General features: G+C 58.9%; 22 protein-coding genes. 11 read left to right on the top strand and 11 right to left on the bottom strand.

Translation table 11 applies throughout. From position 1 onward, the window contains the following. Positions 1-28: 28 nt before the first annotated feature. From AC3RLQ_RS15850 to AC3RLQ_RS15830, 5 genes are all read left to right on the top strand, one after another. The gene (locus AC3RLQ_RS15850; RefSeq protein WP_493029668.1) at positions 29-892 is read left to right on the top strand and encodes a prephenate dehydrogenase; all 864 of its coding nucleotides are present in this window, start codon (positions 29-31) and stop codon (positions 890-892) included. A 5-nt stretch (positions 893-897) separates the two neighbouring features. Continuing rightward, positions 898-2280, top strand: a complete 1383-nt coding sequence (gene aroA, locus AC3RLQ_RS15845; RefSeq protein ID WP_493029667.1) for a 3-phosphoshikimate 1-carboxyvinyltransferase — start codon at positions 898-900, stop codon at positions 2278-2280. Beyond that, positions 2277-2918 (top strand): (d)CMP kinase, encoded by a 642-nt coding sequence (gene cmk / locus AC3RLQ_RS15840; RefSeq protein ID WP_493038715.1) that lies wholly within the window; start codon positions 2277-2279, stop codon positions 2916-2918. Before aroA ends, cmk begins: the two co-directional genes overlap by 4 nt. A 13-nt stretch (positions 2919-2931) precedes the next feature. After that, positions 2932-3543, top strand: coding sequence for a lysophospholipid acyltransferase family protein (locus AC3RLQ_RS15835; RefSeq protein WP_493038713.1), 612 nt, complete (start codon positions 2932-2934; stop codon positions 3541-3543). 214 nt (positions 3544-3757) lie between these two features. Further along, positions 3758-5902 carry a hypothetical protein gene (locus AC3RLQ_RS15830; protein ID WP_493038711.1) on the top strand — a complete coding sequence of 715 codons (2145 nt, stop codon included), beginning with the start codon at positions 3758-3760 and terminating at the stop codon, positions 5900-5902. A gap of 61 nt (positions 5903-5963) precedes the next feature. On the opposite strand, the gene AC3RLQ_RS15825 is transcribed toward AC3RLQ_RS15830, so the two are convergent. From AC3RLQ_RS15825 to uppS, 7 genes are all read right to left on the bottom strand, one after another. Next, the gene (locus AC3RLQ_RS15825; RefSeq protein WP_493038709.1) at positions 5964-6371 is read right to left on the bottom strand and encodes a DUF2721 domain-containing protein; all 408 of its coding nucleotides are present in this window, start codon (positions 6369-6371) and stop codon (positions 5964-5966) included. 101 nt (positions 6372-6472) lie between these two features. Further along, positions 6473-7081 carry a DUF3885 domain-containing protein gene (locus tag AC3RLQ_RS15820; RefSeq protein WP_493038707.1) on the bottom strand — a complete coding sequence of 203 codons (609 nt, stop codon included), beginning with the start codon at positions 7079-7081 and terminating at the stop codon, positions 6473-6475. Positions 7082-7101: 20 nt separating this feature from the next. Then, entirely contained in the window at positions 7102-9069 is a 1968-nt protein-coding gene (locus AC3RLQ_RS15815) for a bifunctional aldolase/short-chain dehydrogenase (RefSeq protein ID WP_493038705.1), read from the bottom strand. 63 nt (positions 9070-9132) lie between these two features. After that, complete coding sequence (gene eboE, locus AC3RLQ_RS15810) at positions 9133-10311, bottom strand: metabolite traffic protein EboE (protein ID WP_493038703.1); 1179 nt, start codon at positions 10309-10311, stop codon at positions 9133-9135. A gap of 438 nt (positions 10312-10749) precedes the next feature. Further along, positions 10750-11445 (bottom strand): 3-keto-disaccharide hydrolase, encoded by a 696-nt coding sequence (locus AC3RLQ_RS15805; RefSeq protein ID WP_493038701.1) that lies wholly within the window; start codon positions 11443-11445, stop codon positions 10750-10752. Between the two features lie 85 nt (positions 11446-11530). Next, entirely contained in the window at positions 11531-13006 is a 1476-nt protein-coding gene (locus tag AC3RLQ_RS15800; protein WP_493038699.1) for a sigma-54-dependent transcriptional regulator, read from the bottom strand. Positions 13007-13068: 62 nt separating this feature from the next. Beyond that, positions 13069-13791: an undecaprenyl pyrophosphate synthase gene (gene uppS / locus AC3RLQ_RS15795; protein ID WP_397385417.1), complete on the bottom strand. Its 723-nt coding sequence runs from the start codon at positions 13789-13791 to the stop codon at positions 13069-13071. A gap of 127 nt (positions 13792-13918) precedes the next feature. On the opposite strand from uppS, the gene AC3RLQ_RS15790 reads away from it, so the two are divergent. Next, positions 13919-15157, top strand: a complete 1239-nt coding sequence (locus AC3RLQ_RS15790) for a hypothetical protein (RefSeq protein WP_493038697.1) — start codon at positions 13919-13921, stop codon at positions 15155-15157. A gap of 136 nt (positions 15158-15293) precedes the next feature. Here AC3RLQ_RS15790 and tatC read toward each other — a convergent pair whose 3' ends face one another. The 3 genes from tatC to argH are packed head-to-tail and all read right to left on the bottom strand — an operon-like array spanning position 15294 to position 18454. Continuing rightward, positions 15294-16433, bottom strand: a complete 1140-nt coding sequence (gene tatC / locus AC3RLQ_RS15785; RefSeq protein ID WP_493038695.1) for a twin-arginine translocase subunit TatC — start codon at positions 16431-16433, stop codon at positions 15294-15296. 42 nt (positions 16434-16475) lie between these two features. Beyond that, the gene (locus tag AC3RLQ_RS15780; protein ID WP_493038693.1) at positions 16476-17078 is read right to left on the bottom strand and encodes an NUDIX hydrolase; all 603 of its coding nucleotides are present in this window, start codon (positions 17076-17078) and stop codon (positions 16476-16478) included. A gap of 5 nt (positions 17079-17083) precedes the next feature. Then, positions 17084-18454 (bottom strand): argininosuccinate lyase, encoded by a 1371-nt coding sequence (gene argH / locus AC3RLQ_RS15775; protein ID WP_493038691.1) that lies wholly within the window; start codon positions 18452-18454, stop codon positions 17084-17086. A gap of 191 nt (positions 18455-18645) precedes the next feature. Here argH and AC3RLQ_RS15770 point away from each other — a divergent pair, with 191 nt between their 5' ends. From AC3RLQ_RS15770 to AC3RLQ_RS15755, 4 genes are read left to right on the top strand one after another with little or no spacing between them, the layout of a single operon-like run. Next, the gene (locus AC3RLQ_RS15770) at positions 18646-18885 is read left to right on the top strand and encodes a FeoA family protein (protein WP_397385735.1); all 240 of its coding nucleotides are present in this window, start codon (positions 18646-18648) and stop codon (positions 18883-18885) included. Beyond that, the gene (gene feoB / locus AC3RLQ_RS15765; RefSeq protein ID WP_493038689.1) at positions 18882-20966 is read left to right on the top strand and encodes a ferrous iron transport protein B; all 2085 of its coding nucleotides are present in this window, start codon (positions 18882-18884) and stop codon (positions 20964-20966) included. Before AC3RLQ_RS15770 ends, feoB begins: the two co-directional genes overlap by 4 nt. A 12-nt stretch (positions 20967-20978) precedes the next feature. Beyond that, positions 20979-21107, top strand: coding sequence for a FeoB-associated Cys-rich membrane protein (locus AC3RLQ_RS15760; RefSeq protein ID WP_493038687.1), 129 nt, complete (start codon positions 20979-20981; stop codon positions 21105-21107). Positions 21108-21122: 15 nt separating this feature from the next. Further along, positions 21123-21974, top strand: coding sequence for a nitrilase-related carbon-nitrogen hydrolase (locus AC3RLQ_RS15755; protein ID WP_493038685.1), 852 nt, complete (start codon positions 21123-21125; stop codon positions 21972-21974). Between the two features lie 12 nt (positions 21975-21986). Here the strand turns inward: AC3RLQ_RS15755 and AC3RLQ_RS15750 are convergent, their stop codons facing one another. Further along, positions 21987-22835: a L,D-transpeptidase gene (locus AC3RLQ_RS15750; RefSeq protein WP_493038683.1), complete on the bottom strand. Its 849-nt coding sequence runs from the start codon at positions 22833-22835 to the stop codon at positions 21987-21989. Positions 22836-23003: 168 nt separating this feature from the next. On the opposite strand from AC3RLQ_RS15750, the gene AC3RLQ_RS15745 reads away from it, so the two are divergent. After that, positions 23004-23486, top strand: a complete 483-nt coding sequence (locus AC3RLQ_RS15745) for a GNAT family N-acetyltransferase (protein WP_493038681.1) — start codon at positions 23004-23006, stop codon at positions 23484-23486. Positions 23487-23580 lie beyond the last annotated feature (94 nt).

The following is a 23580-nucleotide window of genomic DNA, read 5'->3' as shown; positions in this document are numbered from 1 at the left end:
TCGGATTTGTCCCGTTTCCATCCTTTTTGTGTCCGTCGAACGTTCCATTGCCATCTTCAGTCCCGGTCTACTAGGCGGATCACTGGCCAAAACGATCCAGCAGCGCATGCCTGGTCTGGAAGTCCGTGTCTGGGCCAGACGTGAAGATGCTGTGGAGGAGGTCCGGCAAGCGCTTCCCGGGGTGATCGCCAGCAAAGATATCCAAGAGGTTATACGGGGGGCTTCCATCGCCGTTCTGTGCATGCCGATCCAGTACATGCCGGGCATTGCACAGCAGATCGCCGGATGTGAATTGTCGGATGACTTGATCGTCACGGACGTCGGCAGTGTGAAGGGCGGAGTGGTGGCGGACTTGGAGGCGATTTTCATGCAAACCAAAGCGGCCTTTCTGGGCAGCCACCCCATGGCAGGCTCCCAGCGCACCGGGCTGGCGAATGCACGGGGAGATCTTTTTCACCAAGCGGCCTGCATTTTGACGCCGACCGCGCACACCAAGCCGGAGCATCTGGGCAGATTGCGCACTTTTTGGGTCAAGCTGGGCTGTCGCATCCAGGAAATGACGCCGCAGCAGCATGACCACTGTGTGGCGCGCATTTCGCACCTGCCGCACAGCATGGCGGTGCTGACGACGCTGGCGGCCCTGAGCCAGGACACCCGGGTACTGGACAGCTCTGCGGGTGGTTTTCGTGACACCACGCGTGTGGCGGGAGGAGACCCGGACATGTGGGCGGGCATTCTGATGCAAAACCGCACGGAGGTGATGGCAGCCCTGCAAGATGCCTCATCTGTCATGCGAGAGCTTCTTGAAATGCTCCAGAGCATGGACGAAGTAGCCCTCCGCCGATTTCTCGCGCAGGCCAAAGCCCTGCGCGACCTCCTTCCGGCGGTCTGAAGATCATGGCCAGCCTCAAGTCGAAGAAACTCAAAAGCATTCCCGCCGAAATCACCGTTCCCGGTGACAAAAGCATCTCCCACCGTTCCGCCATGTTTGCCGGACTCGCGAAGGGCACGACCATCATTGATGGCTTCCTGCCCAGCGAGGACTGTCTGTGCACCGTGCATGCCATGCAGGCGCTCGGCGCCACCATGGAGCCTCTGGAGGAAGTGGAAGGCGTGGGTCTCGTGAAACTGGCGATCACCGGCAACGGCATGAAACTGAAAGCGCCGGAAAAGCCCGTCGATTGTGGGAACTCAGGCACGACCATCCGCCTGCTTTCCGGCATCCTTGCCGGGCAGGACTTCAAGACCGAGCTGTTTGGCGATGCCTCTCTTTCCAAGCGTCCGATGAAACGCGTCGCTGATCCTCTCGGTCAGATGGGCGCGATGATCACCGGGCAGGGTGAGAAAATCTGTGCTCCGCTCACGATCACCGGCGCTCCCTTGAAATCGATTTATTACAAGCTGCCTGTGGCCAGCGCCCAGGTGAAAAGCGCCATTCTGCTGGCCGGGCTCTACGCATCTGGCAAGACGACGGTGGTGGAGCCGGTGGCAACCCGCAATCACACTGAGCGACTGTTCACGCACTTTGGCATCAAATGGCTGCGTGAAGACGACTGTGTGAGCGTCTATGGCGGCCAGGAACCCCAGGCCAACGACATCGTGGTGCCAGGGGACATTTCCAGTGCGGCATTTTGGATGGTGGCCGCTGCGGCCACGCCGGGGGCGCAGATCACCCTCAACAATGTGGGGCTGAATCCTACACGAACAGGCGTCATCAACGTTCTTTTGCGCATGGGTGCTCTGGTCACCAGTTCGGAAACGCATTCCGAAGGCGAGCCGCGTGGCAACATCACGGTACGCGGTGGCGATTTGAATGCCACGGTGATCGGTGGGGCGGAGATCCCCAATGTCATCGACGAACTGCCCATTCTGGCAGTGGCGGCTGCGCTGGCCCGTGGCAAGACGCTGATCCGTGACGCCTCCGAACTGCGAGTGAAGGAGACGGACCGCATCGCTGCTGTTGCTTCGAATTTGCGCCTGATGGGTGTTACTGTGACCGAGCATCCGGATGGCATGGAGATCGAAGGCGGAGCCCAACTGCAGGGCGCCACGCTGCCTTGCTACGGTGACCACCGCATCGCCATGGCGTTCTTGGTTGCGGGCATGTTTGCTGAGGGCACCACCACGCTTGAAGGCTCGGAGTGCATTTCAACGTCCTATCCGGGCTTTGAGCGTCATCTCGATCTCTTTCTGAACGGGGACGATGGTGCGCGTCCGATTCCTGTCATGTCCGCCATCCCTCAGCCGATGGTGGATAAAATGAATCGTGACAAATCATGAGCGTGGCGCATTCCGTGATCACGATTGACGGGCCAGCGGCCTCCGGCAAGAGTAGCATTGCGCGCCTTGTCGCCCAGCGGCTGGGGCGCACGTACGTCAACACGGGCAACATGTACCGGGCCATGACGTGGGCGGTGCTACAGGCCGGGGTGAACCCGCAGGATGCGGATGCCGTGCGCGCCGCTGCGGCTGGCATTGTGATCGAATCGCCCGTGGTGGACGGCAAAACGCAGGTCTGCATTTCCGGGCGGACGCTCACGGATGCGGAGCTCAACAGTGATCCCGTCAATCGCGCGGTGTCATTCATTGCCCGCGTTGATGAGGTGCGTGACCGGCTGGTGGCCTATCAGCGTGCGCTGGCCGCCGATGGTCCGCTGGTCATGGAAGGGCGGGACATTGGCTCGGTGGTTTTTCCCGACAGTCCGCACAAAATTTATATTGATGCCAGCGAGGAGGTCCGCGCCAGCCGGCGTGGCGCGCAGGGGCTTTCGGATCAGATTGCCGAGCGGGATCGCATTGACAAACAGCGCAAAAACAGCCCGCTTGTGATCCCTGCAGGAGCCATGGTCATTGATAATTCCCACATCACACTCGACCAGGCGGTTGATCAGGTGATCGCGGTGCTGCAGCTTTCTTAACCGAGAACGGACAATGAACTTCTCCTACTGGTTTGGTCATCGAGTCTTTCGCGAACTTGCGCATGGGTTGTTTGATTACCGCGTGGTCGGTGCGGAAAAACTGCAGTTCTCGGGTCCTGCCATCATTGCGTGCAACCACGTCAGTTTTCTCGATCCTCCGCTGGTGGGAATCGCCTTTGATGAGATGGTTTATTCCTTTGCGCGCAAGACGCTGTTTGATCATCCGCTTGCGGCTAAGATTTTGAGGAGCTGGCAGGTGCTGGCGGTAGATCGTGAAAAACCGGATACGGCTTCGCTCAAGAACATCATTCGATTGCTGCGTGATGGGAACAAAGTGATCATGTTTCCTGAAGGCACCCGCAGTTACGACGGGGTGCCACAATCTGCCGAAGCGGGTGTGGGGCTTTTTATTGCCAAAAGCAAAGCTCCGGTGCTGCCTGTTCGCCTGTTTGGCACCTATGAGGCTTATCCGCGAGGTGCCAAGACCCTGCGACCTGCCAAGATCACCCTTGTCGTCGGCGACCTCTGGCAGCCTGATTTGAAAAGCTACGCGGAGTCTGGCAAGGAGCTGTATCAAGCCCTGGCCGATGAAGTCATGCACCGGATTTCGGAATTGAGAGTGTGATTTGCACTACTCACGTCTGAATTGAAACCAGGAGCGGCGGAAGATCTGAAAGCTGAAATCCCGGGTATTGACTGGGTTTACAAGATTTTCCCGCATAATTTGTTACAGAAGTTTCTTCTTCTGATTAATCTTATTCGTGTAATGGAACAACGTCTGCTTAGAATTTGAAATCCAACTTCGCCCTTCTGTAATGTCTCAGCTCCGATCCTTGATCGTGAAAACCGCACTTCCGATCAAATCGAAATCCGTACCGATTCAAAGCACACAACTTGGGCATGAAGAATTCAGCCCAGAGGGTGGTCCATGGCTGGTGAGGCAGTCGTTTCAGCGGGCGGAAACGATCTGGCTGTCGTCCATGCTGGGGGCGTATTTTCCGTCACTGCCGCGGGTGCTGGACATTCTCAATGAGGGGACGCAGACGAATGTCATGCTCGGTACGGCACCTGGAGAGGTGGTGAGGCAGTATTGCAGCCGGGTGGGACCGCTGCCGATTGGGATCGCCTGTGTGCTGGTGTGGCGGCTGGCGTCGGAGCTTGAGGCCTTGGAATCGTTCCTGCCTGAGGCGGTTTCTTTTGTGGATCCGCTGAACTGCCGGGTGGGGTTGTGGCAGCAGGACTTTTTGCAGTTGTTTGTGGATCGTTTTGAGTCGCGGCCCTTGGGGCGTGCTGAGATTGCTTCGAGAGTGATGCAGGTCTGCGCGATGTTGATCAAAGGCCATCCGACAGAGCCCATCAGTGCGTCCGTGGCGGCCAAAGTGCCGTCTTCATTGCTGACGCACCTGCGAGAGTGGCAGGCAACGGGAAGCACGCTGCTGACGCTGGGGCAGATCAAAGGTTTGATGCTGATGGCGACCGCCGCCGTGACGCGGGGCCTGAGGGGCTCCAACATGATGTCGCAGCTCTTTGCCAATGAGCGCTGGCATCCTTTGCTGCCGTTTCAGAGGACCACCCCGCATGTTTATGGACGCACAGAGGGATCGCGGATGCCTGTGATTTCCGTTCGGCTTTCCCGCCTGCTGGCTCATCGGCACCGGCTGACCGAGATCGAAGTGTTAATGCTGCACAATCGCCTGCGTGAGCAGGCGGCTGCTGTGCCGGTACTGGGGCTGGCGCTGGATCCAGAACATATTTTGCTGCGCCTTCCGGGACTGCGGGAAAGTGCGAATGACTCCAAGATGCTGGACATCCGCCTCGACAGTCTGGCGGAGTTCACTGTGGCGTTGGAATCTGCTGCGGATTGTTTGACGCTGGGACGGTCCCCGGTGGTCATCCGGGAAGCGGTGGAGCCTGGCAAACCCTTTTCGGATTTGAGGGGCGATGTTGAAGAGCAGCTGAGCCGCCTTTGGCAGACGCTGCAGGATGGCACTTTCAGTCTGTCTGGCTACAACATGGAGTCGGTCGGCAATCGGGAACTGCCGGGACAATTCTTTTGTTATCTGGGGAATGCCTTTCAGCGGGTGGGACGCACCACCAGTCCGCCGTCCGCTGCACCCGCAGAGCCTGCCGCACGGGCAGTGCCGCGAGTGCCGATATTGTCACCTTCCCCTCGTGAAACGGAGTCGCAAACTCCTCAGGTGGAAGAAAGTATGCAATCATCTTCCATTTTTCCTTTTAACCAATCACTCGATAAGCTACCGCAACACCCTATGAAGATGATCCTTATCACCGCTGGCAGCGGAGGCACAGGCAAGAGCACCATTGCCCGCCTTATTTACGAACTTGCCAACTTTGAGACGCGTGATGACGTGGCCATGTTCGACTGCGATGCTCTTGGGAACCGGGATTTTCAGAAGATTTCACCCAACAAGATCGAGTCCATGCCCATCGACAACGTGGATTCCATGCGTCGTATCGTGGAAACTGCGATGGATGGGAAGCTTGTTCTGGCGGATCTGCCAGCGAGCTGCCAGGACATTTTGGGGCGTGATCTGAACCCTGAAATCATCCAGAGTCTGCGGGAAGATGACGGATTGCACTGGCTGCCGATTCACCCTGTGACAGCGAAGGCGGCCACTCTGCCGGCCATCAAGCAGTGGCGCTCGGCCATCTTTGGCGAAGCTCCTTCCATTGTGGTGGTGAGTCTGAAAGACGGCCCCGTTTCATCCGATCTGCTGGATGAAATCATCCGTCCGCAGGATCTGGTGCTGCGCATGCCGGTTTTGGATCAAAGCCTCGCGGCTGCTCTGGATGCGTCCAACGCGATGTGGCTTGATATTCTGGAAGGGCGTGTGCAGGACAGTCACCGCATGTTTGGCAATCCGCTGGTGAAGCGTCAGCTGCGCTTCAAACGCAAGGAATGCGAGGATGCTCTTTTCCCGCTGCTGCGCCGCATCATCAAGGATCCGAGCACCGCCAGCTAAGCTGGTGTCATCCATTTCCTTTTCACGATCAGCCCGGTCTCAAGCCGGGCTTTTCTTTTGCCTACTCGTCCCGGCATTTCACGTCCTGCAGGTGCAGGTCCAGAGCCGTGCCGGACATCTGAATTTCCACCAGGGTCAGCATCAAAGATGCCAGCATGAGCAGCAGGCTGATGCCAAAGGTGATCTGGCCACCTGGCTGATGACTGAAGAAAAGCAAGGTCATGCTGACCACGCAGAACATCATGCTCAGCACGCCCATGGACTGCATGTGCTTGATGATGCGGATGCGCTTCCGCAGGCTTCGAATCTGTGCCAGCAGCATGGGCTCCTGGGTGGTCAGCCAGTTTGCATGCAGGCCACGGACGACACTGGCCAAGCCCAGAAAGCGGTTGGTATGTGCCAGCAGCAAAAGAGAGATAGCCGGGAAGAGGAGCGAGGGAGTTGAGAGGGGAAGTTCGGGGAGTGGCATGGATATGCCGATTCAATCGCCCCTGTCGCTGCTCTCATCAAGCCCGGCTCGAATGCGCAGGGTCAGCGGCCTGTCTGCCTAGGCAGATCACTTTCCCTTTCTCAATTCCCGCACACGCGACCAGGTGACACCAGCCACGCACCATACTGTCTGCGCAAGGCGGCCAGTTCACGCTTTGTCTGAGCATAGATCAAGCAGCCGCGGTCGTCGTACATATAAAACACCAGGCCACTTTTGATGCCTACGAAGCAAACAGATTGGTTGATCGATGGGGTGCGGCCCATCTCCAGATTGGCCTTGCCACGGAGAATGCCCTCCACATTCAACCGGGACTTTGCCAATTGCATGATGCTGGTCTCGGGCTGGAAGATGTCTCCTTCACCGGCGTCAATCAGAGGAAGGATCACAAGTCTTCCCTCCATCTCAGGAATCATCTGCTCCAAGTATCCGGCGGGCGTGGTCGGAAGCATCTCCTGACCGCTGTCCCAGGTCTGAATTAACACCACGAGTTCCATGTCCTCGGTGAAGCAGCTCTCGAACAAGGCCGCTCCCCGTGCCACCGCTTGCTCAATGCGCCGGGTGCTTCCATTGGGCTGCACATCGCCCAGCTCAAAGCGCAGTGAATGCTCGCTGAAGCAAAGCTGATCCAGATCAAGCTGCGGATACAGATGCCTGATCAGCGTCCAAGCACGCTGATGGTCTGCCTTCATGAGAGCATTAATGCTAAAGATTAAATCACGCGGTCATTCCCGCCGTCCACCGGGATCTGAGCACCGGTGACTTTGGCGAAGAGAGGGCTGGCCATGGCGCTGACCATGTTGCCGATGTCCTTGGACTTGATCTCCACCTTCATGAGGTTTTTGGTCTTGTACTCCTCGACAGTCATGCCGTAGCGCGTGGCGCTCTTTTGCAGGGCTTCGGGGGTCCAGAGCTTGGTGTCGAAGACGGCGTCCGGGTGGACGATGTTGACGCGGATTTTGTTTGGCGCGAGTTCGAGGGCGGCAACGCGGCAGAGCTGGGTGAGCGCAGCCTTGGAGCAGGAGTAGGCGCTGGCACCGGGTCCGGGGGCTTTGAAGTTGCGGCTGCCGACGAAGATGATGCTGGCATCAATGCCCTGCTTCACGAAGGGGATGACCTTGTTCATCAGCTTCTGATGGCTGGTGAGGTTGATCATGATGGTGCGATCCCAGTCGCCCTGGGCCATGGCATCAAGGTGATCGTTTTTCGGGAAGATGCCGGCGTTGCTGACGACGATGTCGATGCCGCCGAACTCACGGACGGTGAAATCAATCGCGTCCTGCACGGGCTGGTCTTCGGTGAGGTTCACCACGATGCCGATGCCGCCGATCTTCTTCATGATGTCGGGGATGTCTTTATCGATGTCGAGTCCGACGACCTGTGCGCCCTGTTCGGCGAGTGATTCAGCGATGGCGAAGCCAATGCCGGCGGCGCAACCGGTAACGAGAGCGACTTTGCCCTGATGTACCTTGCGTGCGGGGCCTTTGCGTAGTTTGGCCTGCTCCAGATCCCAGTATTCGATTTCGAAGATGTCCTTTTCAGGCAGCGGCTGCCAGCCACCGACGGATTCGCCGAGCTGCACCGTGGCAGCGGTCGATTCAGCGATGTCGGCGACGATCTTGGCGTCCTTCAGGGTGTCGCCAAAACTGACGACGCCGTGGTTTGGCCAGATGGCGAAACGGGGGGCGGGATCGAGCATGGTCTGGCCGCTGGCGTGGCGCTGGAAGTAAGCCGCGTAGTCGTCTGCGTATTGCTGAACGCTGGCATCGAGGTCTGCGCCGATGAAGGCGGGGGCACGCTTGGTGCGGATGCTGTGATCCGGGGTCAGGGGGCCGCGTGTGCCGAAATCGGCCACGGTGGCGAGATTGGCGTATCCCACGGCTTCCGGGGACGCATTGAGGCGGGTGATCTGTGGGAAACCCCGGCGCTTGGAGACGGCCTGGCGCAGTTTTGCCAAAGCCATGAGGTCTTCGGTGGCTGCCGCCGTGGCTGCCTTGGCACCTTTTTTAGCGAGGTAGTCCTCTGCCATCGTCACCATCTCGATGTGTAGCTCGTAGCTTTTGCGGGCGTCGTCATCGAAGGTGAAGAGGCCGTGTTTGAGCAGGACCATGCCCTGGATGCCTTCTTTGCGCAGATCGCGGCCAGCGATGAGGTCGGCGATGGTCTTGGCGAGTATGAAGCCTGGCATCACGTAGGGGACGATGATGACCCGATTGCCGTAGATTTCCTTCACGCGGGCTTCGCCGTCGGCGTTGCAGGTGAGGGCGGAAATGGCGTTTGCGTGGCTGTGATCGACAAACTTGAAGGGCAGGATGGCGTGCAGGATCGCCTCGATGCTGGCGGCGGGCGCGTTGGGGTTGGTCATGGCCGCACGCTGCTGCAGCACCATGTCTTCATCGCTCATGGTGGCGAGTTTGGACATCTTGATGAGAGCCTCCATGCGGACAGGGGAGAATCCGGCGCGCTCGATGGTGGCGAGATCCCAGCCGCTGCCTTTGACGTAGCAGAGATTGACCGGATCACCGAAAAAGTCCTGCTCCGTGACCTTGACTGAGGTATTTCCGCCGCCGTGAAGGACGAGGGCGGGATTCCGGCCGAGCAGACGGGAAGTGTAAACGCGTTGTCCGAGCAGATCGGTGCCGAAAGTGGCGGCTTCTTGGTCGTTCCAGAGGGATTGCATGTGGGGAAATTGGGAGTGCCAGACTTCCGATGGATGAGCCCCGGTGCAAGGGGATTTTCCCTCTCAAACGGGGGCCAGCGCCCGGTTTCGCATCTCTGCCAGAGTCCAATCGTATTCCCGCACCAGCTGATCCACCACATCTCCGCTGCGCATTTCCAGTGGAAGGACTTCCCAGGTGTAGGTTTCCATCTCGATGTGCTGGCATTTGGTGGGATTTTTGGCCAGCCAGTCCATGGCACCGATCAAGTGATCCCGGGTGCTGTCAAAGCCGCTACCAGGCTGGGCATGGATGGGGATGTGGAAATGCACACGCCACTCCTCCCCGAGGATTCCTGGATTGGCCTGGGCAAACTGCAGGGCATCGGGCAGGTCCTTGAAACGGCGCAGGGGTTCATCCTTGCCGTAGCTGGCGATGACCTGGTGGAAGTAGACCGGTTCATCGAAGGCGGGCAGCTGGGCGATATTTTCCGGAGTCGGCTTCAGTTTGAGCGCCGAGCTGAAGTGCAGCTTGCTGAGCCGAATGCCGGCCCCGGTGATGCGCGACAGTGCTTTTTCGGCATCTTCGAACTCGATGGCGAGGTGGCAGGTGTCGTAATTCAGGCCCACGAACTTGAAAAAGTCGCGGTCACCGGGATTGCGGTCGAGGTAGAGGCCAAAAAACTTGAGGGTCTCTCCGCTGGTTTCAAACAGGCCGAGTGGCTCAGGTTCCAAGCCGAGATGCAGGTCATGACCGCTCTTGGTGGCGACCTTTTCGATGTGCTCGCGGCAGAGGCGCAGGTTGGTGAAAATGGCCTGCAGTTCATCGGCGCCGACGCCGAAGGTCTTGTGGGAGCCAGGCAGGGTGCTGACGCTGCCGCTCACGCCGGGCGGCAGCAGCTGGGCCAGGATGTCGAAGAGCAGGTTGGTGTAGTCGAGGCGCTCTGGGGAAGTCCAGTCCGGCAGGAAGACCTGTTCTTTGACCCGGGTGCCGTGGAAGGAGCCGTAAGGGAAGCCGTTGATGGTGAAAACGTAGCAGCCGTTGGCCTCCAGCCAGGCTTTGAATTCGTCGATTTTTCCTGGAGCGCTGAGTTCCACAGCCGCCTGCTGGCTGAGGCGGAGACCGATGCCGTAGGGCTTGCCGCCGCTGACGCGATCCTTGACCCGGAGGGTGTAGTTCTTGAGGCCGCTCCAGGTTTCCTCCCACGTTTCGCCGCGGTGGATGTTGGTGCAGTAGCCGAGATGGATGCCGTGGTTGAGGAGCATGCTGCTAGGTGTGCAGCGCTGCGCCCGCCGTCAAATGAATCGTCGGGCTAGTTGGCTGGAGGTGCAGGGGGCTGTGCGTTTGAGGAACTGATTTTGGAAGGAGCGGCATTTGGAGCCCTGAGGCCATGAGAAGTGTTTTTGGAGGGCGGCTGCGGAGCTGTGGCTTTCGAGTGGCTAGTGGAGTGGGTGAGCAGAACGGCTGGCGAAGGATTACCGGCTCCCGCATTCGAGCTTTTTCTGGTACGCGTGTGCCACCGAGTCCGTCGAAAGCGGTAGCTGCATTCGTTCCTCACTGCGCGACCGCAGTCCATATGGGGGGGCTATGCGTTTTGCGGAGCTGATGTTTGAAAAGACCTGCCTGTGTCAGGCATGCCGAGTACAAAAAACGGGCGTCTGTTTGAGACGCCCGTTTTGATGGAAATGCTGTCTGAGGTCAGATCAAGGAAGGGCCTTGATGGAAATGTCCTTGTAGTAGGTGGTGCTCTTGGGGTCGTGGCCCTGGATGGCGATGGTGCCTTCGCCGAGCTTGCGGCCCATCATGTTTTTCAAGGCTTTGACGGGGTCCCAGCCCTCGGGTTCGGTGTAGTCGACGGTGACTTTGCCGTTGACGGAGAGGACGATGTGCTTGCCTTCGACCTTGATGTTGTAGTCAAACCATTCGCCGTCCGTGCTTGGAGCCAGGGGGACTTTGATGTGCCGGCCGCCTTCGGGTTCCTTCTGGTCAGGAAGCAGGGCGAGAATGTTGACGACGCCGTAGAGGCTGCCGGTCTTCTTGGGGTCGGTGTGGGTGCTGTTGACCTGGCATTCGTAGCCTTTTTCCGGCCAGCCTTTGTCCTGATACTGGGTGTGAAAGTACACGCCACTATTGGAGCCAGGAGTGGTCTTGACCTTGAGCTTCAGCTCGAAGTTCTTGAAGGAGGCATCCCCTTTGTCGCCGACGTAGAAAAGGTGGGCGCGGCCGCCGCTGACCTTGAGTTCGCCGTTTTCGACGGTGAAGACGCCAGGGACTTCTTCGTTGGACTTCCAGCCGCTGAGATCCTTGCCATTGAACATGGAGACCCAACCGTCATCTGCGGCCTGGGCGGAGGTGAATGCGAGCGCCGCGAGGGCGGTAAGTGTGAGTTGTTTGAGCATAGAGGGAACGGTTTAACGTGATGGCAGTGACGTGTCTAGCGAGCGAACTGGAAAGACCCGGGGCTTGCTGGAATCGATGGACAGTTCAGCTGGCCTTTTTGGTCTTTTTCGCGGCAGGAGCGGCGCTGAGGGGGCTTTCAATCGCAGCCTTTTTGACGGCGGGTGCGCTGAGGTGGCTTTGGAGGGCCTCATTGTTGACGCCGAGGAATTTGGCGGTGCGGTCGGCATCTTCGCTGAAATGACGGAAAGCGAGGCGGGAGAGCTCGCGCTCCACCCAAGGAAGGAGCTCAATATCAGGGCTTTTTTCTGCCACGCTAACGAGCATGCTGAGGGCATCGCGCATGCGGGTGACGGTGCTCGACGGATCCATGTGGCGGGCACCTTTGCTGCCGAGGGGAATGTCGGAGGGGAGGAGCACGTCCGAATTGCAGAGGGCGCAGGCGCGCTGGATGGTGTTTTCCAGTTCGCGCACGTTGCCGGGCCAGTCGTAGGCGTCGAGCATGTCGAGCGCATCATCGGTGAAGCGCATCTGCGGCCCGCGACGGCGTGCCGAGAGGCGGTGGAGGAAGAATTCGGCCAGGAGGCGCACGTCTTCGCGGCGCTCACGGAGCGGCGGAATGTGGATGCGCACGACGTTGAGGCGGTAGAACAAGTCCTCACGGAAATTGCCCTTGGCGACTTCGTCTTCGAGATTTTTGTTGGTGGCGGCGAGGACGCGAACGTCGGTCTTGAGCGTCTGGTTGCTGCCCACGCGGGAGTACTGGCCTTCCTGGAGCACGCGCAGCAGCTTGCTCTGGACGGCGAGGGGCATGTCGCCAATTTCGTCGAGGAAGAGAGTGCCGCCGTCGCACTGCTCAAAGCGTCCGACACGCTGGTTCACCGCGCCGGTGAAAGAGCCTTTCTCATGGCCGAAGATTTCGCTTTCGAGAAGGTTGTCAGGGATGGCCGTGACGTTGATGGCGACAAATTCCTTCTGAGCGCGCGGGCTGAATTTGTGGATAGCACCGGCGACGAGTTCTTTACCGCAGCCGCTTTCTCCGGTGATCATGACGGGGGCGTCTGAGCGGGAAACGCGGCCGATGAGCTTGAACACTTCCTGCATGGGCGCGGAGCGACCAATGATGGTTTCCTGAATGGATTCGGTGGGAACCTCGGCAGTCTGGGCGCGGGTGGCCTTGCGCGCTTCAATGGAGGTGAGAGCGCTTTCGACGACGGTGCGCAGCTCGTAGGGGAGGCGTTCCTTGCCCAGCACATCGTAGGCGCCGAGACGCATGGCCTCGATGACGTGGCTGGTGGTGGCGGTGCCGCTGAACAGGATGACCATCGACTGGGGATCAGTCTGGCGCAGGCGTTTGAGGAGTTCGATGCCGGTGGTGCCATTGAGGCGGACTTCCGAGAGCAGCAAGTCGGCGCGCTTCTTGACGTAAGAGGCCAGGGCGTCTTCACCCCGCTCAAAGGTGCTGATGGAAACGCCCGGTGCTTTAAGATGGGCAGCAGCCCATGCGAGGAAGTCGGCATCTGGATCCACGATGATCAGGTGGGTGTCCGGGTTGTCTGGCATTAGGGCGTTATTTTGGGTTGGAACTGCGTTATCGCAGCAATTGGGGGAGAGGTCAACATTCGTCATACGCCCCCGAAGCGGCGGTGGCGCTGGTGAAAGGCACGGATGGCGGTTTTCAGGTCTTCTTTGGAGAAGTCCGGCCAGAGCTTTTCAGTGATGTAAAATTCAGTGTAACTGACCTGCCAGAGCAGGAAATTCGACAGCCGCATTTCGCCCGAAGTCCGGATGAGGAGGTCAGGATCTGGATAGTAGCGGGTGTAGAGATGCTTGCCGAACATTTCGACATCGATCATGGCCTTGTCGAGGTGGCCGCTCTCCACGCTCTGCAGGAGGCTTTTCACGCCGTCGATGATTTCTTCACGGCCCCCGTAGCTGAGGGCCAGAATCAGCGTGAGCCCGGTGTTTTGGGCGGTCGCTTCGATGCAGCGGTGGAGCTCGTTCTGGCAGGACTGGGGCAGGTCATGCAGGCGGCCGATGGACTGGAGCCGGACATTTTGCTTCATCATGAGCGGCAGTTCACCGCGCAAAAAGATCTCCAGCAGCTTCATCAGAGCCTCGACTTCACGTTTGGGGCGCTTCCAGTTTTCTGAAGAGAAGGCGTAGAGGGTGAGGAATTCGACGCCGATCTCGCTGCAACCCTCCACGACACGGCGTACGGTTTCCGCTCCGGCTCGGTGCCCTTCGGTTCGCGGCAGACCACGCTCTTTCGCCCAACGGCCGTTGCCGTCCATGATCATGGCGATATGGCGGGGGATGGGTTTCAGATCATCATTAGGGCGACTCATGCGAAAGGAAAATCTACTGCATGCAGCTGTCTGCGCCAGAAAGTTCTGAGTTCGTACCGCTGTTGTGGCGGATTGCTGGAATCAAGTCGCGCAAGAAGCTGCACATGCGTTAAGTTTTTTGCGCACGATGAATCCCGGCACCACAGCCAGTCTGATCTGCCCGGCCTGCGGCCAGGCATTTCTCTCCATGCAGCAAAGCATGGAGGGCATGGTGCAGTGCCCGCACTGTGCGCACAATGCGCTGCGCAGCCACTTCGGGACGCAGGCCCAGATGGCGGGGGTGGCACAGGTGCGGCGGCGAGTGTCCCAGCAGCAGCCGTTGCCAAGCATGCCTGCTGCGCCGCAGCAGGAAATCCGTGCCCTTTCTCAGCCAGCGGCATGGCCACCCCCGCCGCCGATTCAGGCACCCGCGAACTTCACGGCACGCCAGACGTTGCAGCATTCCCAAGCGCTGATGCCCACGGGGGCGCCGCCACCGCCGGCGGAGGAGTTCAAGACACCGCCGCACTTGCGCAGGTCACCATGGCGCGGGGCGTTCATCCTGCTGGCCTTTAGCGTCGTGTGCGGAGGCGCGCTCTGGTTGTGGTGGGACAGCGTCAACGTACCCGTGGTCAAACCCGTTGCGGATGTGGCGCCAACTTCCGTCAAAACAACCGTGGTGAAGATTGATCCGGTGGTGCCCAAAACGCAGACTGCCCGTGCTGTGATACCTGCTCCAGATGTGGGGGCGGTGACAGCGGACGCCAAACAATTAGTCACGGAATTTTTTGCTGCTGACACCGCTGAACGCCGGGCTGCGTGCATTCATGATGCCGCCAAATACAGCGCGGAGATCGAAGCACAGTTTGGTGCGGTGGGTGACAAAAAAACGGAACTAAGGCTGCTCTCGCGCATTCCCGGCCTGCCGCAAACGCTGCCGGGCGGCCAGCCGGTGCCGCTGTTTAAGCTGGTGACTTCGGTGTGTGCCAATGGTGCGTTGATTCGTCTGGAGACGGGAGCTGATGGCAAGCGCCGCATCAGCTGGCCGCTGCTGCATGAAACGCATGCGGAGGCGCTGGCGAATTTTCTGAAGCAACCACCGGGGCCGGCCGCGTGGTTTCACGTGGGCCTGCGGCCCAGCCATGGACTGGATATTGCAGCGGAGCTGAGGCCGCGATACATCACCTTTGATGTGCAGGTGTCGGCTGGAAGCGAGCCGCATTTTGTGGCGTGTGTGGAGCGTGACACGCCGCTGGGGCGATTCATGAACCGGGAAAGCGAATGGGGGAAGTCCTACCTTGCACGCCTGCTTGTGCGAAGGCTCGACATTCAGTCTGATGCTCCGTGTCTGCTGGTGATCGATTGTGAGGGCGCTCCCGAGCGCTGAAGAGACACGGCGATAGTGGTGGCGGGCTCTGAATGATGAAGAGAATCCGAGATTGTAAATACGTCTTCTGAACGCTGAAGAGGCACAGGCTGTTCGCCTGTGCCTCCGCATGTTGATTCACTGAGTCCGCCGGGTGTTATGAATCCTTGGGCGGCTCACTGGAGCGTTTCTCATCCTCACGGGCGAGCTCCTCCAGAGTCATTTCCCGGGGCGGAAGGTCTGCCGGATCTTCATCAGGCATCTTCGAGCTTTGGTCTTCGCCAAGGTTTTCCACGTCAGGTTTTTCGACCTCGGGTGGCGGAGCGGACGGTTTGGCGGCAGGGGACTGGTAGTCGTCCTTGTCATCTTCATCGTCGTCGCCTGAGGACCAGGGATTGTAGTTCTCGTTGTCCCAGTCGTCTGCGCCTGGCTGCTCCAGTTCCTTCGCATCCTTGTCGATGTCTGCGTAGTACTCAGGGTAGGCCGCACGGTCTTTCTTCTCCATGAAGTAAGCGAGCCAGATGCAGGTCTCATAGAGGACATACAGAGGGCCGGCGAGCACCAGCATGGTGAAGGGATCCGGCGTGGGGGTGACGATGGCCGCGAAAATCGCGATGGCTACGATGGCGTAGGAGCGCGTGGTACTCATCAGCTTGTAGTTCAGGAAGTCCAGCTTCACGAGAACCATGACAATGACTGGGAGCTCAAACGCGACGCCGAACAGCAGGATGAAGCGCGTGGCGAACTTCACGTAGCCATCGAGCCTCCAGCCGTTGGACATGCCGAGGCTTTCATTGAATGTGTAGAAGAATTCCAGGGCCTTGGGCAGCACCACGTAGAATGCGAAGCAGGCCCCGAGCAGGAACAGACCCGCGCCAATACCGATGGCGGGGAAGATGGCCTTCTTTTCCGCCGGTTTTAATCCCGGCAGGACGAACTGCAGGACAAAAAACAGCAGCAACGGAAACGCGAGGATCACCGCTGCGATCAAGGACAGATTCATCACCATGAGGAAGCCTTCCTGGGGTGTCAGAATCTGCAGCATGGCCTTGAGTTCTTCCGGTGTCTTGATGACGCCGGTGGCCCAGAGGGGGTACTTGATGATCTCGAAGAGCTTGTCGTAGAAGCAGAACGTGACGAGCGTGGAAACCAGCAGCGTCATGGCGATGCGCACGATCATTTTGCGCAGGTCTTCGAGGTGATCGAGGAAGGGTTTTTCCTCATCGCCTTTGCCGCCGAGGTTCATGGCGACTTTTTCGCGAACTTTGAATACTTTTTGGAGCAGGCCGGACCACATGGGAATGAGAGGGGGGGGAAGGGGAGTTACGGATGCGCAGGACTACGGCAGTCCTTGGGCCGCGATCCGCGCGAAGAGAGCCAGCGTCAGGGCGTTGGTGATCACATTGGCAGCAATCATCCCACGCAGTTCTCCCGCGCTAACAAACCGCACGTCGCTGATGTGCTCGCTTCCGTCCGGTTCAGGACGGCTGACGACACACACGGGCTTCGCCGTAAACAGATAAACGATCTCGTCGGTAAAACCTTGCGAAGGAAAATACCAGCCGAGGGGCTGGAGGGTGCCCAGATCCGGGTGGAGGGCACAGCCGCACTCCTCACGCAGTTCATTCTGAATGGTGTGGATGATGGACTCACGGGTCACGGCCGAGTCGATCTGACCGGCGGGAAATTCCCACATGGTCTGCATCACCGGCAGGCGCTCCTGATGAACCATGACGAAACGGCCATCCTCCAAAACGGGGGCGATCGCCACGGCGGCCTTGCGTTTCACCACCATCCAGGGGACTTCGGACTTGCGGCTGGGGGTTGTGAAAAAGGCTTTTTCGACACCGACGTGAGGGTTGGCAAACAGCGCCTCGCTGCGGGTTTTCTGCCAGCCCGACTCGGCCCCAGGTGTGTAGATTTCAAAATCCGGGATCTGCATGCCGGTCACTCAGGGGTCAAGGCTTTGCGCCAGCGGGCCAGCTGCGCTTTCACATTCTGTGGCGAAGGGGCACCGATGCCCTTGCGAGCGGCCATGGCGGTTTCCAGGTTCAAGCAGGCGGTCACATCGGCGGCGAAGGCCGGGGAGAAGCGCTGGAATTCCTCCAGAGTCATGTCACCAAAGGCGCGCTGCTGCTCAATGGAGTAGGCCACGAGTTTGCCGATGACTTCATGGGCCTGACGGAAGGGGACGCCATGATTGACGAGGTAGTCGGCCAGATCGGTGGCCAGGAGCATGGGATCGCTTGCTGCGGCGGTCGTTTTGGCGCGATTCACATCCATGCCGGTGATCATCTCGGTGAACACCTGGAGGGCGATGTGGATGGTGTCGATGGAGTCGAAGAGGGGTTCCTTGTCCTCCTGCAGATCGCGATTGTAGGTCATCGGCAGGCCTTTGAGCAGGGTGAGAATGCTCATGAGGTTGCCGATCAGGCGCGCGGACTTGCCACGGGTGAGTTCGGCGACATCCGGGTTCTTTTTCTGCGGCATCAAGGACGAGCCGGTGGTGTGGGCATCGCTGAGGGTTACGAAGCCAAATTCGGCGCTTGCCCAGAGGATCACGTCTTCGCTCAGGCGGGAAAGGTGGACGCCGAGGAGGGAGATGGCGAACAGGAGTTCGGCGACGAAATCGCGGTCGCTGACTGCATCCATGGAGTTCTGCGTCACCGAGGCGAAGCCAAGCTGCTGAGCCACGAACTCGCGGTCGATGATGATGGTGCTGCCGGCCAGGGCGCCGGAGCCGAGGGGCATGACATTGAGGCGTTTGCGGCAATCTGTCAGGCGATCGGAGTCACGAGACAGCATTTCCACGTAGGCCAGGAGATGATGGGCGAAGAGGACGGGCTGGCCACGCTGGAGGTGGGTGTAGCCGGGCATGACGGTGTCGCTGCCGCGCTCGGCGCACTCGATGAGAGCGGCCTGCATGGCGGAGATGAGATCGAGGATGCGGGTGATTTCCGCCCGGCAGTAAAGGCGCACGTCCGTGGCCACCTGGTCATTGCGGCTGCGGGCGGTGTGGAGTTTGGCACCGGCGGGGCCGATGCGCTTGGTCAGCTCTGACTCGATGTTCATGTGGACATCTTCGAGCGACTCCTTGAACTCAAAGTTTCCTGATTCGATCTCGTGGCGGATGGCCAGCAGGCCGGTTTCGATCTGCTGCTGCTCCTCGGCGGTCAAAATGCCCGCTTTGAGCAGGCCTTTGGAATGCGCGATGGAACCGGCGATGTCATGGGGGTAGAGCCTCCAGTCAAACGACACAGATTCTCCATAGCGCTGAACGAGAGCACTGGTTTCCTGAGCAAAACGGCCTTTCCACATAATTTCGAGGGCGCGCAGACTAGCGGCATTCAGAGCCGGTGCAACCCCTGTGGCAAGGGGGCTCAAACAGTTGGTGCGAGCCGACCACGCGCAAAATCTGCATTAAGTCCGCATTTGCCAGAATCGTAGTTCTTGTTAACCTGAATCGACGTTCTGCGACAGAGTCTCAGTTGCAGGACCGTTTTACTTTCATGTACGCCGCCACCCTTGCTGAACTTCCTGTTGGCACAGATGCCATCGTCCAAGCCATGCCCACCGGGCGTTCGGGGCTGACAAGGCTTCGAGAAATGGGCATTGTCCCGGGAACCCGTGTCCGTGTGACGCGTCGTGCGCCGCTGGGCGAACCCATCGAGATCTGTGTGCGCGGCTCGCATCTCTCCATGCGCAATCATGAGGCGGCATTCATCGCCATCTCCCCCGCCGCCGCATGAGCCAGGCCACGACTGAACCGCCACTCATTGCCATTGTGGGCAACCCGAACTCCGGGAAAACCACACTTTTCAACCTGCTTACCGGGTTAAAGCAAAAGGTGGCGAACTACCCCGGGGTGACCGTCGAAAAGAAGATCGGCGAGTGCTACAGCCAGCATGGTAAGAAACTGAGGCTGATAGATCTGCCCGGTGCTTACAGCCTGAATGCCCGCTCGCCGGATGAAGCCGTGCTGCGTGATGTTTTGCTGGGACGCCGACCTGAAACGCCGCGCCCGGACCGGGTGGTGTGTGTGGTGGATTCGGCCAATCTGGAGCGAAACCTTTACATGGTCAGCCAAGTGCTGGAACTCGGCCTGCCGACGATTCTGGTGCTGAACATGATCGACGTGGCGGTGCAGCGCGAGTGGCGCATCGATGCGGCCAAGTTGTCCGAACTGCTCGGGGTCGTGGTGGTGCAAACCCAGGCGGTGAGTGGTCAGGGGCTGATTGAGCTGAAGCTGGCCCTGAGTCGTGAAGACCTCACGCCGCCGAAGTGGCAGAGCGCAAAATTGCCTGAAGGGGTGCGCGTCGCACTGGAACAAAGCCGCGGTGCCTTGTGTCAGACGGGAGCCATCCACAGCAAGGCTTCGTTGCTGGAGCCGTTGTATCTGCTGTCTGATCACGATCCGACGCACTATGGCATCGCTGATGCGCAGATCGGGCGCATCCAGCAGCTGCGTGGCAGCATGGAAGCAAGCTTTCCGGGCTGGGAGGACGAACTCGTCGCCGAGCGTTACCGCAACATCGAAGAGCTCTGTGCACTGGTCTTGAAACGGCCTGACCAGGAAATCGAGACCATTACCACGAAAATTGACCGCGTGCTGCTGCACCCGGTGCTTGGATTCGTGAACCTGCTGCTCGTGCTCGGGTTGCTGTTCTTCCTCATTTTCAAGGTGGCTGAGGGTCCCATGGGCTGGATCGAGGCTGGGTTCGGCCAGATGGGCACCTGGGTGGAGGGACTGATGTCTGCCGGGGATTTTCGTGATCTCATCGTGAACGGCGTTGTGCCGGGGGTCGGTGGCGTGGTCATCTTCCTGCCGCAGATTCTCATCCTGTTCTTCTTCATAGGCATCATGGAGGACACGGGCTACATGTCGCGTCTCGCCTTCATCATGGACTGGGCGATGAGCAAGGTGGGGCTCAACGGCAAGTCGTTCCTGCCCTTCCTCAGCTCGTATGCCTGCGCCATTCCAGGCGTGATGGCGGCGCGAACGATCGATAGTCCCAAAGACCGGCTGATCACCATTCTGATTGCGCCGCTGGCCTCCTGCTCGGCGCGTTTGCCGGTTTATTCGCTGCTGATTGGCGTGCTATTTCCGGTGGGAGAAGTCGGGGCGCTGACCCAGGCGGGGATCATGCTGGGGCTTTATGCGCTGGGCACGTTTGGTGCGTTCTTCTTTGCCTGGTTGTTCAACAAGTGCGTCATGAAAGGTGCGGCGAGTCCGATGATTCTGGAAATGCCGTCGTACAAGATGCCCGCGATCAAGAGCATCCTTCTGCATGTGTGGCAGCGTGCGCGCATGTTTCTGGTTCGTGCAGGGACGATCATCATGGGCATCTCCATCATCATCTGGGCGGCTTCGACTTATCCGAAGACCGACACGGAGGACAAGGCGCTCCAGCTTGAGAACAGCTTTGCGGGTCGTGCCGGCAAGTTGATCGAGCCCGCCATCGCTCCACTGGGCTATGACTGGAAAATTGGCATTGGGCTCATTGGCAGCTTTGCTGCCCGCGAGGTGTTTAATTCCACGATGGGCGTGGTGTATGCCGTGGAAAGCGGAGATGACGACAACCTGACCCCGCTGCGAGACAAGCTGGCTTCGGAGCGTCGTCCTGACGGCCGGGCGGTTTACACGCCGCTCGTCTGCATCAGCCTGCTGGTGTTTTATGTTTTTGCCATGCAGTGCGTCAGCACCATCGCCATCGTGAAGCGTGAGACGGGAAGTTGGAAATGGGCGATGTTTCAACTCGGATACATGACCGGAACGGCGTATGTACTGAGTCTGTTGATCTTCCAGATTGGCAGTGCGCTGGGCTACTAACCTTTTCTCATCATGAACGCAGACTGGCAATCCATCGCAGCGATCGCGGTCGTGCTCGGCACGATCACGCTTTTCATCGTCCGTTCCGTCAAACGCCGGAAGAAACCGGGGTGCGGTGGCAGTTGCGGCTGTGGGAAATGAGGCGCACAATGCGCCATGATAGCGATTGATCTCTGCACGTTTGATTCCAGAGCTGCCGCCAAATCGCCAGCGGCCTTTGCTGCGGTGGTGGTGGATTGCGTGGAGGATTCCTGGGATAATGGGGCAGACCTTGTATTGCTGCCGGAATTCGCCTGGGTGGGGCTGGTGCCTTTGGTTGAGCCTAGAACACTCAAACGGACGGCTGAGGTTTTTTGGGGGGAAGTGCTGCCCGCCGTGAAATCACTGCTGATCCGGCCTGGCAAGGCGGTTGTGCTTGGCACGGTGCCGTTCTGGGATGAGGAGCGCCAGGAATTGCGCAACCGGGCACCGATCCTGGTGGAAGATCGAGTTCTGCATCAGGACAAGCTGCACCTGACGCCGTGGGAATCGGATTTTTCACCGGGGACTGAACTGCGTCTCTGGGAGTTTGCCGGACTGCGCTTTGCGGTGGTGATCTGCCTGGACATTGAAATGCCTGAAATCAGCACGCGGTTGCGCGGGGCAGGCGTGGATGTGATCCTCGTGCCAAGCGCCACGGAAACGGTTTTGGGAATCGAGCGGGTGGGGCGCTGCGCCTCGGCGCGTGCGGTGGAACTGGGCTGCGTTGTCGGTGTATGCCACCTGACCGGCAAAACCGAGGTGAAATTGATCGACGTGAATGTGGGGCGCACCGGGGTTTACTGGCCTTCACAGGCGGCATTTCGTGGTAATCCTCGATGGAGTGAAAGTGAGATCATTGAGAGCGGCATTCACAAACAACGGCTCATGCTTGATCCCAAGCTTTTGCAGGTGATGCGCAGGATGCCGCTGGAGACAAACCCGTCGTTGCTGAAAAAAATGCCAGTTTTCGAACTGGTGCGCGACTGAACCTGCCGAGGTTCAGGCCTTGGCTTTTGCCTTGTGGGCGGCATGTCCGGCCACTTTGGTGTCGGATTTTGACTTGGACGATTTCGACTTGTGGACGGGTTTTTCCTGGTCTGGTCCGACTTTACCCTTCGACTTGGCTTCGTTTTCTTCAGCCCGCTTTTTTTCGCCCTCTGAAGGTGCGATAGGCGCTATTTCGAGGGGCTGCGCGGCCAGTGTGGCTGGAGAATTCAGGGCAGGGGAACCATCCACATCGTCCGTGACTGTGGCTGGCTTTTCTTTCTCGCCAGGTGGCAGGCCACCCTTGGTGATGACCACTTTGGCACCAACGTTCACGGTGTTGAACAGATCGACCACATCCTTCATGCCCATGCGCACGCAGCCATAGCTGGCGGGGTGGCCCAGACGATTTTCTTCCGGGGTGCCGTGGATGTAGATGAAACGGTTGAAGGCGTTTTTATTGGTGGTTTCCATACCACGCAGCCAGAGGATGCGCGAAACAATGGGATCGCGGCCCGGAGCGTTGGGTTTGAGCACCTCGCCGTTCCAGCGGCGGCTTTTCAGCACGGCTCCGGCCGGCAGGCCCTGGCCAATCTTGGCGATGACTTCATGCTGACCCAGAGGGGTCCGGTTGCTACCTTTCTGGTCGCCAAGGCCGAATTTCGAAGTCGAAATGACGTATTGTTTGGTCAATTTACCCTCGCTGTAGATGCCGAGTTTCTGATCTTTCACGCTTACCACCACGTCACCTTTGGGCGGTGAGGTGCACTGACTGAGCGCTCCAGCCAGCAGGACGCTCCCGACGACCTTAAAAAGGCGGTCATTGAATCGGGATTTTTTAGAAGTCCGGCTAAAAAGAAGCATGGGCCAGAAGAATGATATAAGCTAAGATGTTCGCAACTCTGAAATATTACTGTTATCAACGTCGCCAACCGGACACCTGTTTCGCAAGACCCGTGCCATTTGAACGATTGATACTTATCTTGAGACGTTGTTTACCATTCTTCTATTCACAATTCAACCCCCGCAAACATGGACGAATCCCCCCTTCACATCCGCCCGTATCAGGACAAGGATCTGGCGCAATTGCGCCAAATTACCGTGGCGTCCTTTGGCAGTGTCGCCTTGGAGCAGATGCTGGAGCACAAATTTGGACTTTGGAATGAACGCGACTGGAAGGTGCGAAAGGCGAGCCACATTGACGACGACGTGGCGCAGTGCCCGGAGGGGTGTTTCGTGGCTGAGCGAGGCAGCGAGATCCTCGGCTATATCACCACCCGGCTGGACCGGGTGAATGAAAGGGGCCGCATACCCAACATCGCCGTGGTGGAAAGCGCCCGGGGACTGGGGTTGGGACGCCGCCTGATCCAGCATGCGCTGGATTACATGCGTGACGAGGGCATGAAGCTGGCGCAGATTGAAACAATGGCCTCAAATGCCATCGGCCAGCACCTGTATCCGAGCTGCGGTTTTGAGGAAGTTGCCCGCCAAGTGCACTATGCGATGAAGCTCTGACCCCGCCCGTCGGATGTCTGCGGGTTTGCATTGTGGCCCAAACTGGCCGATAAACCCCGCCTCCTACTCTAGAAAACGCTTGTGACCACCCCAC

It is taken from the genome of Prosthecobacter sp. GW821-HT29F12 (assembly GCF_058803405.1).
This window is presented reverse-complemented; position numbering and strand designations above follow the sequence as displayed.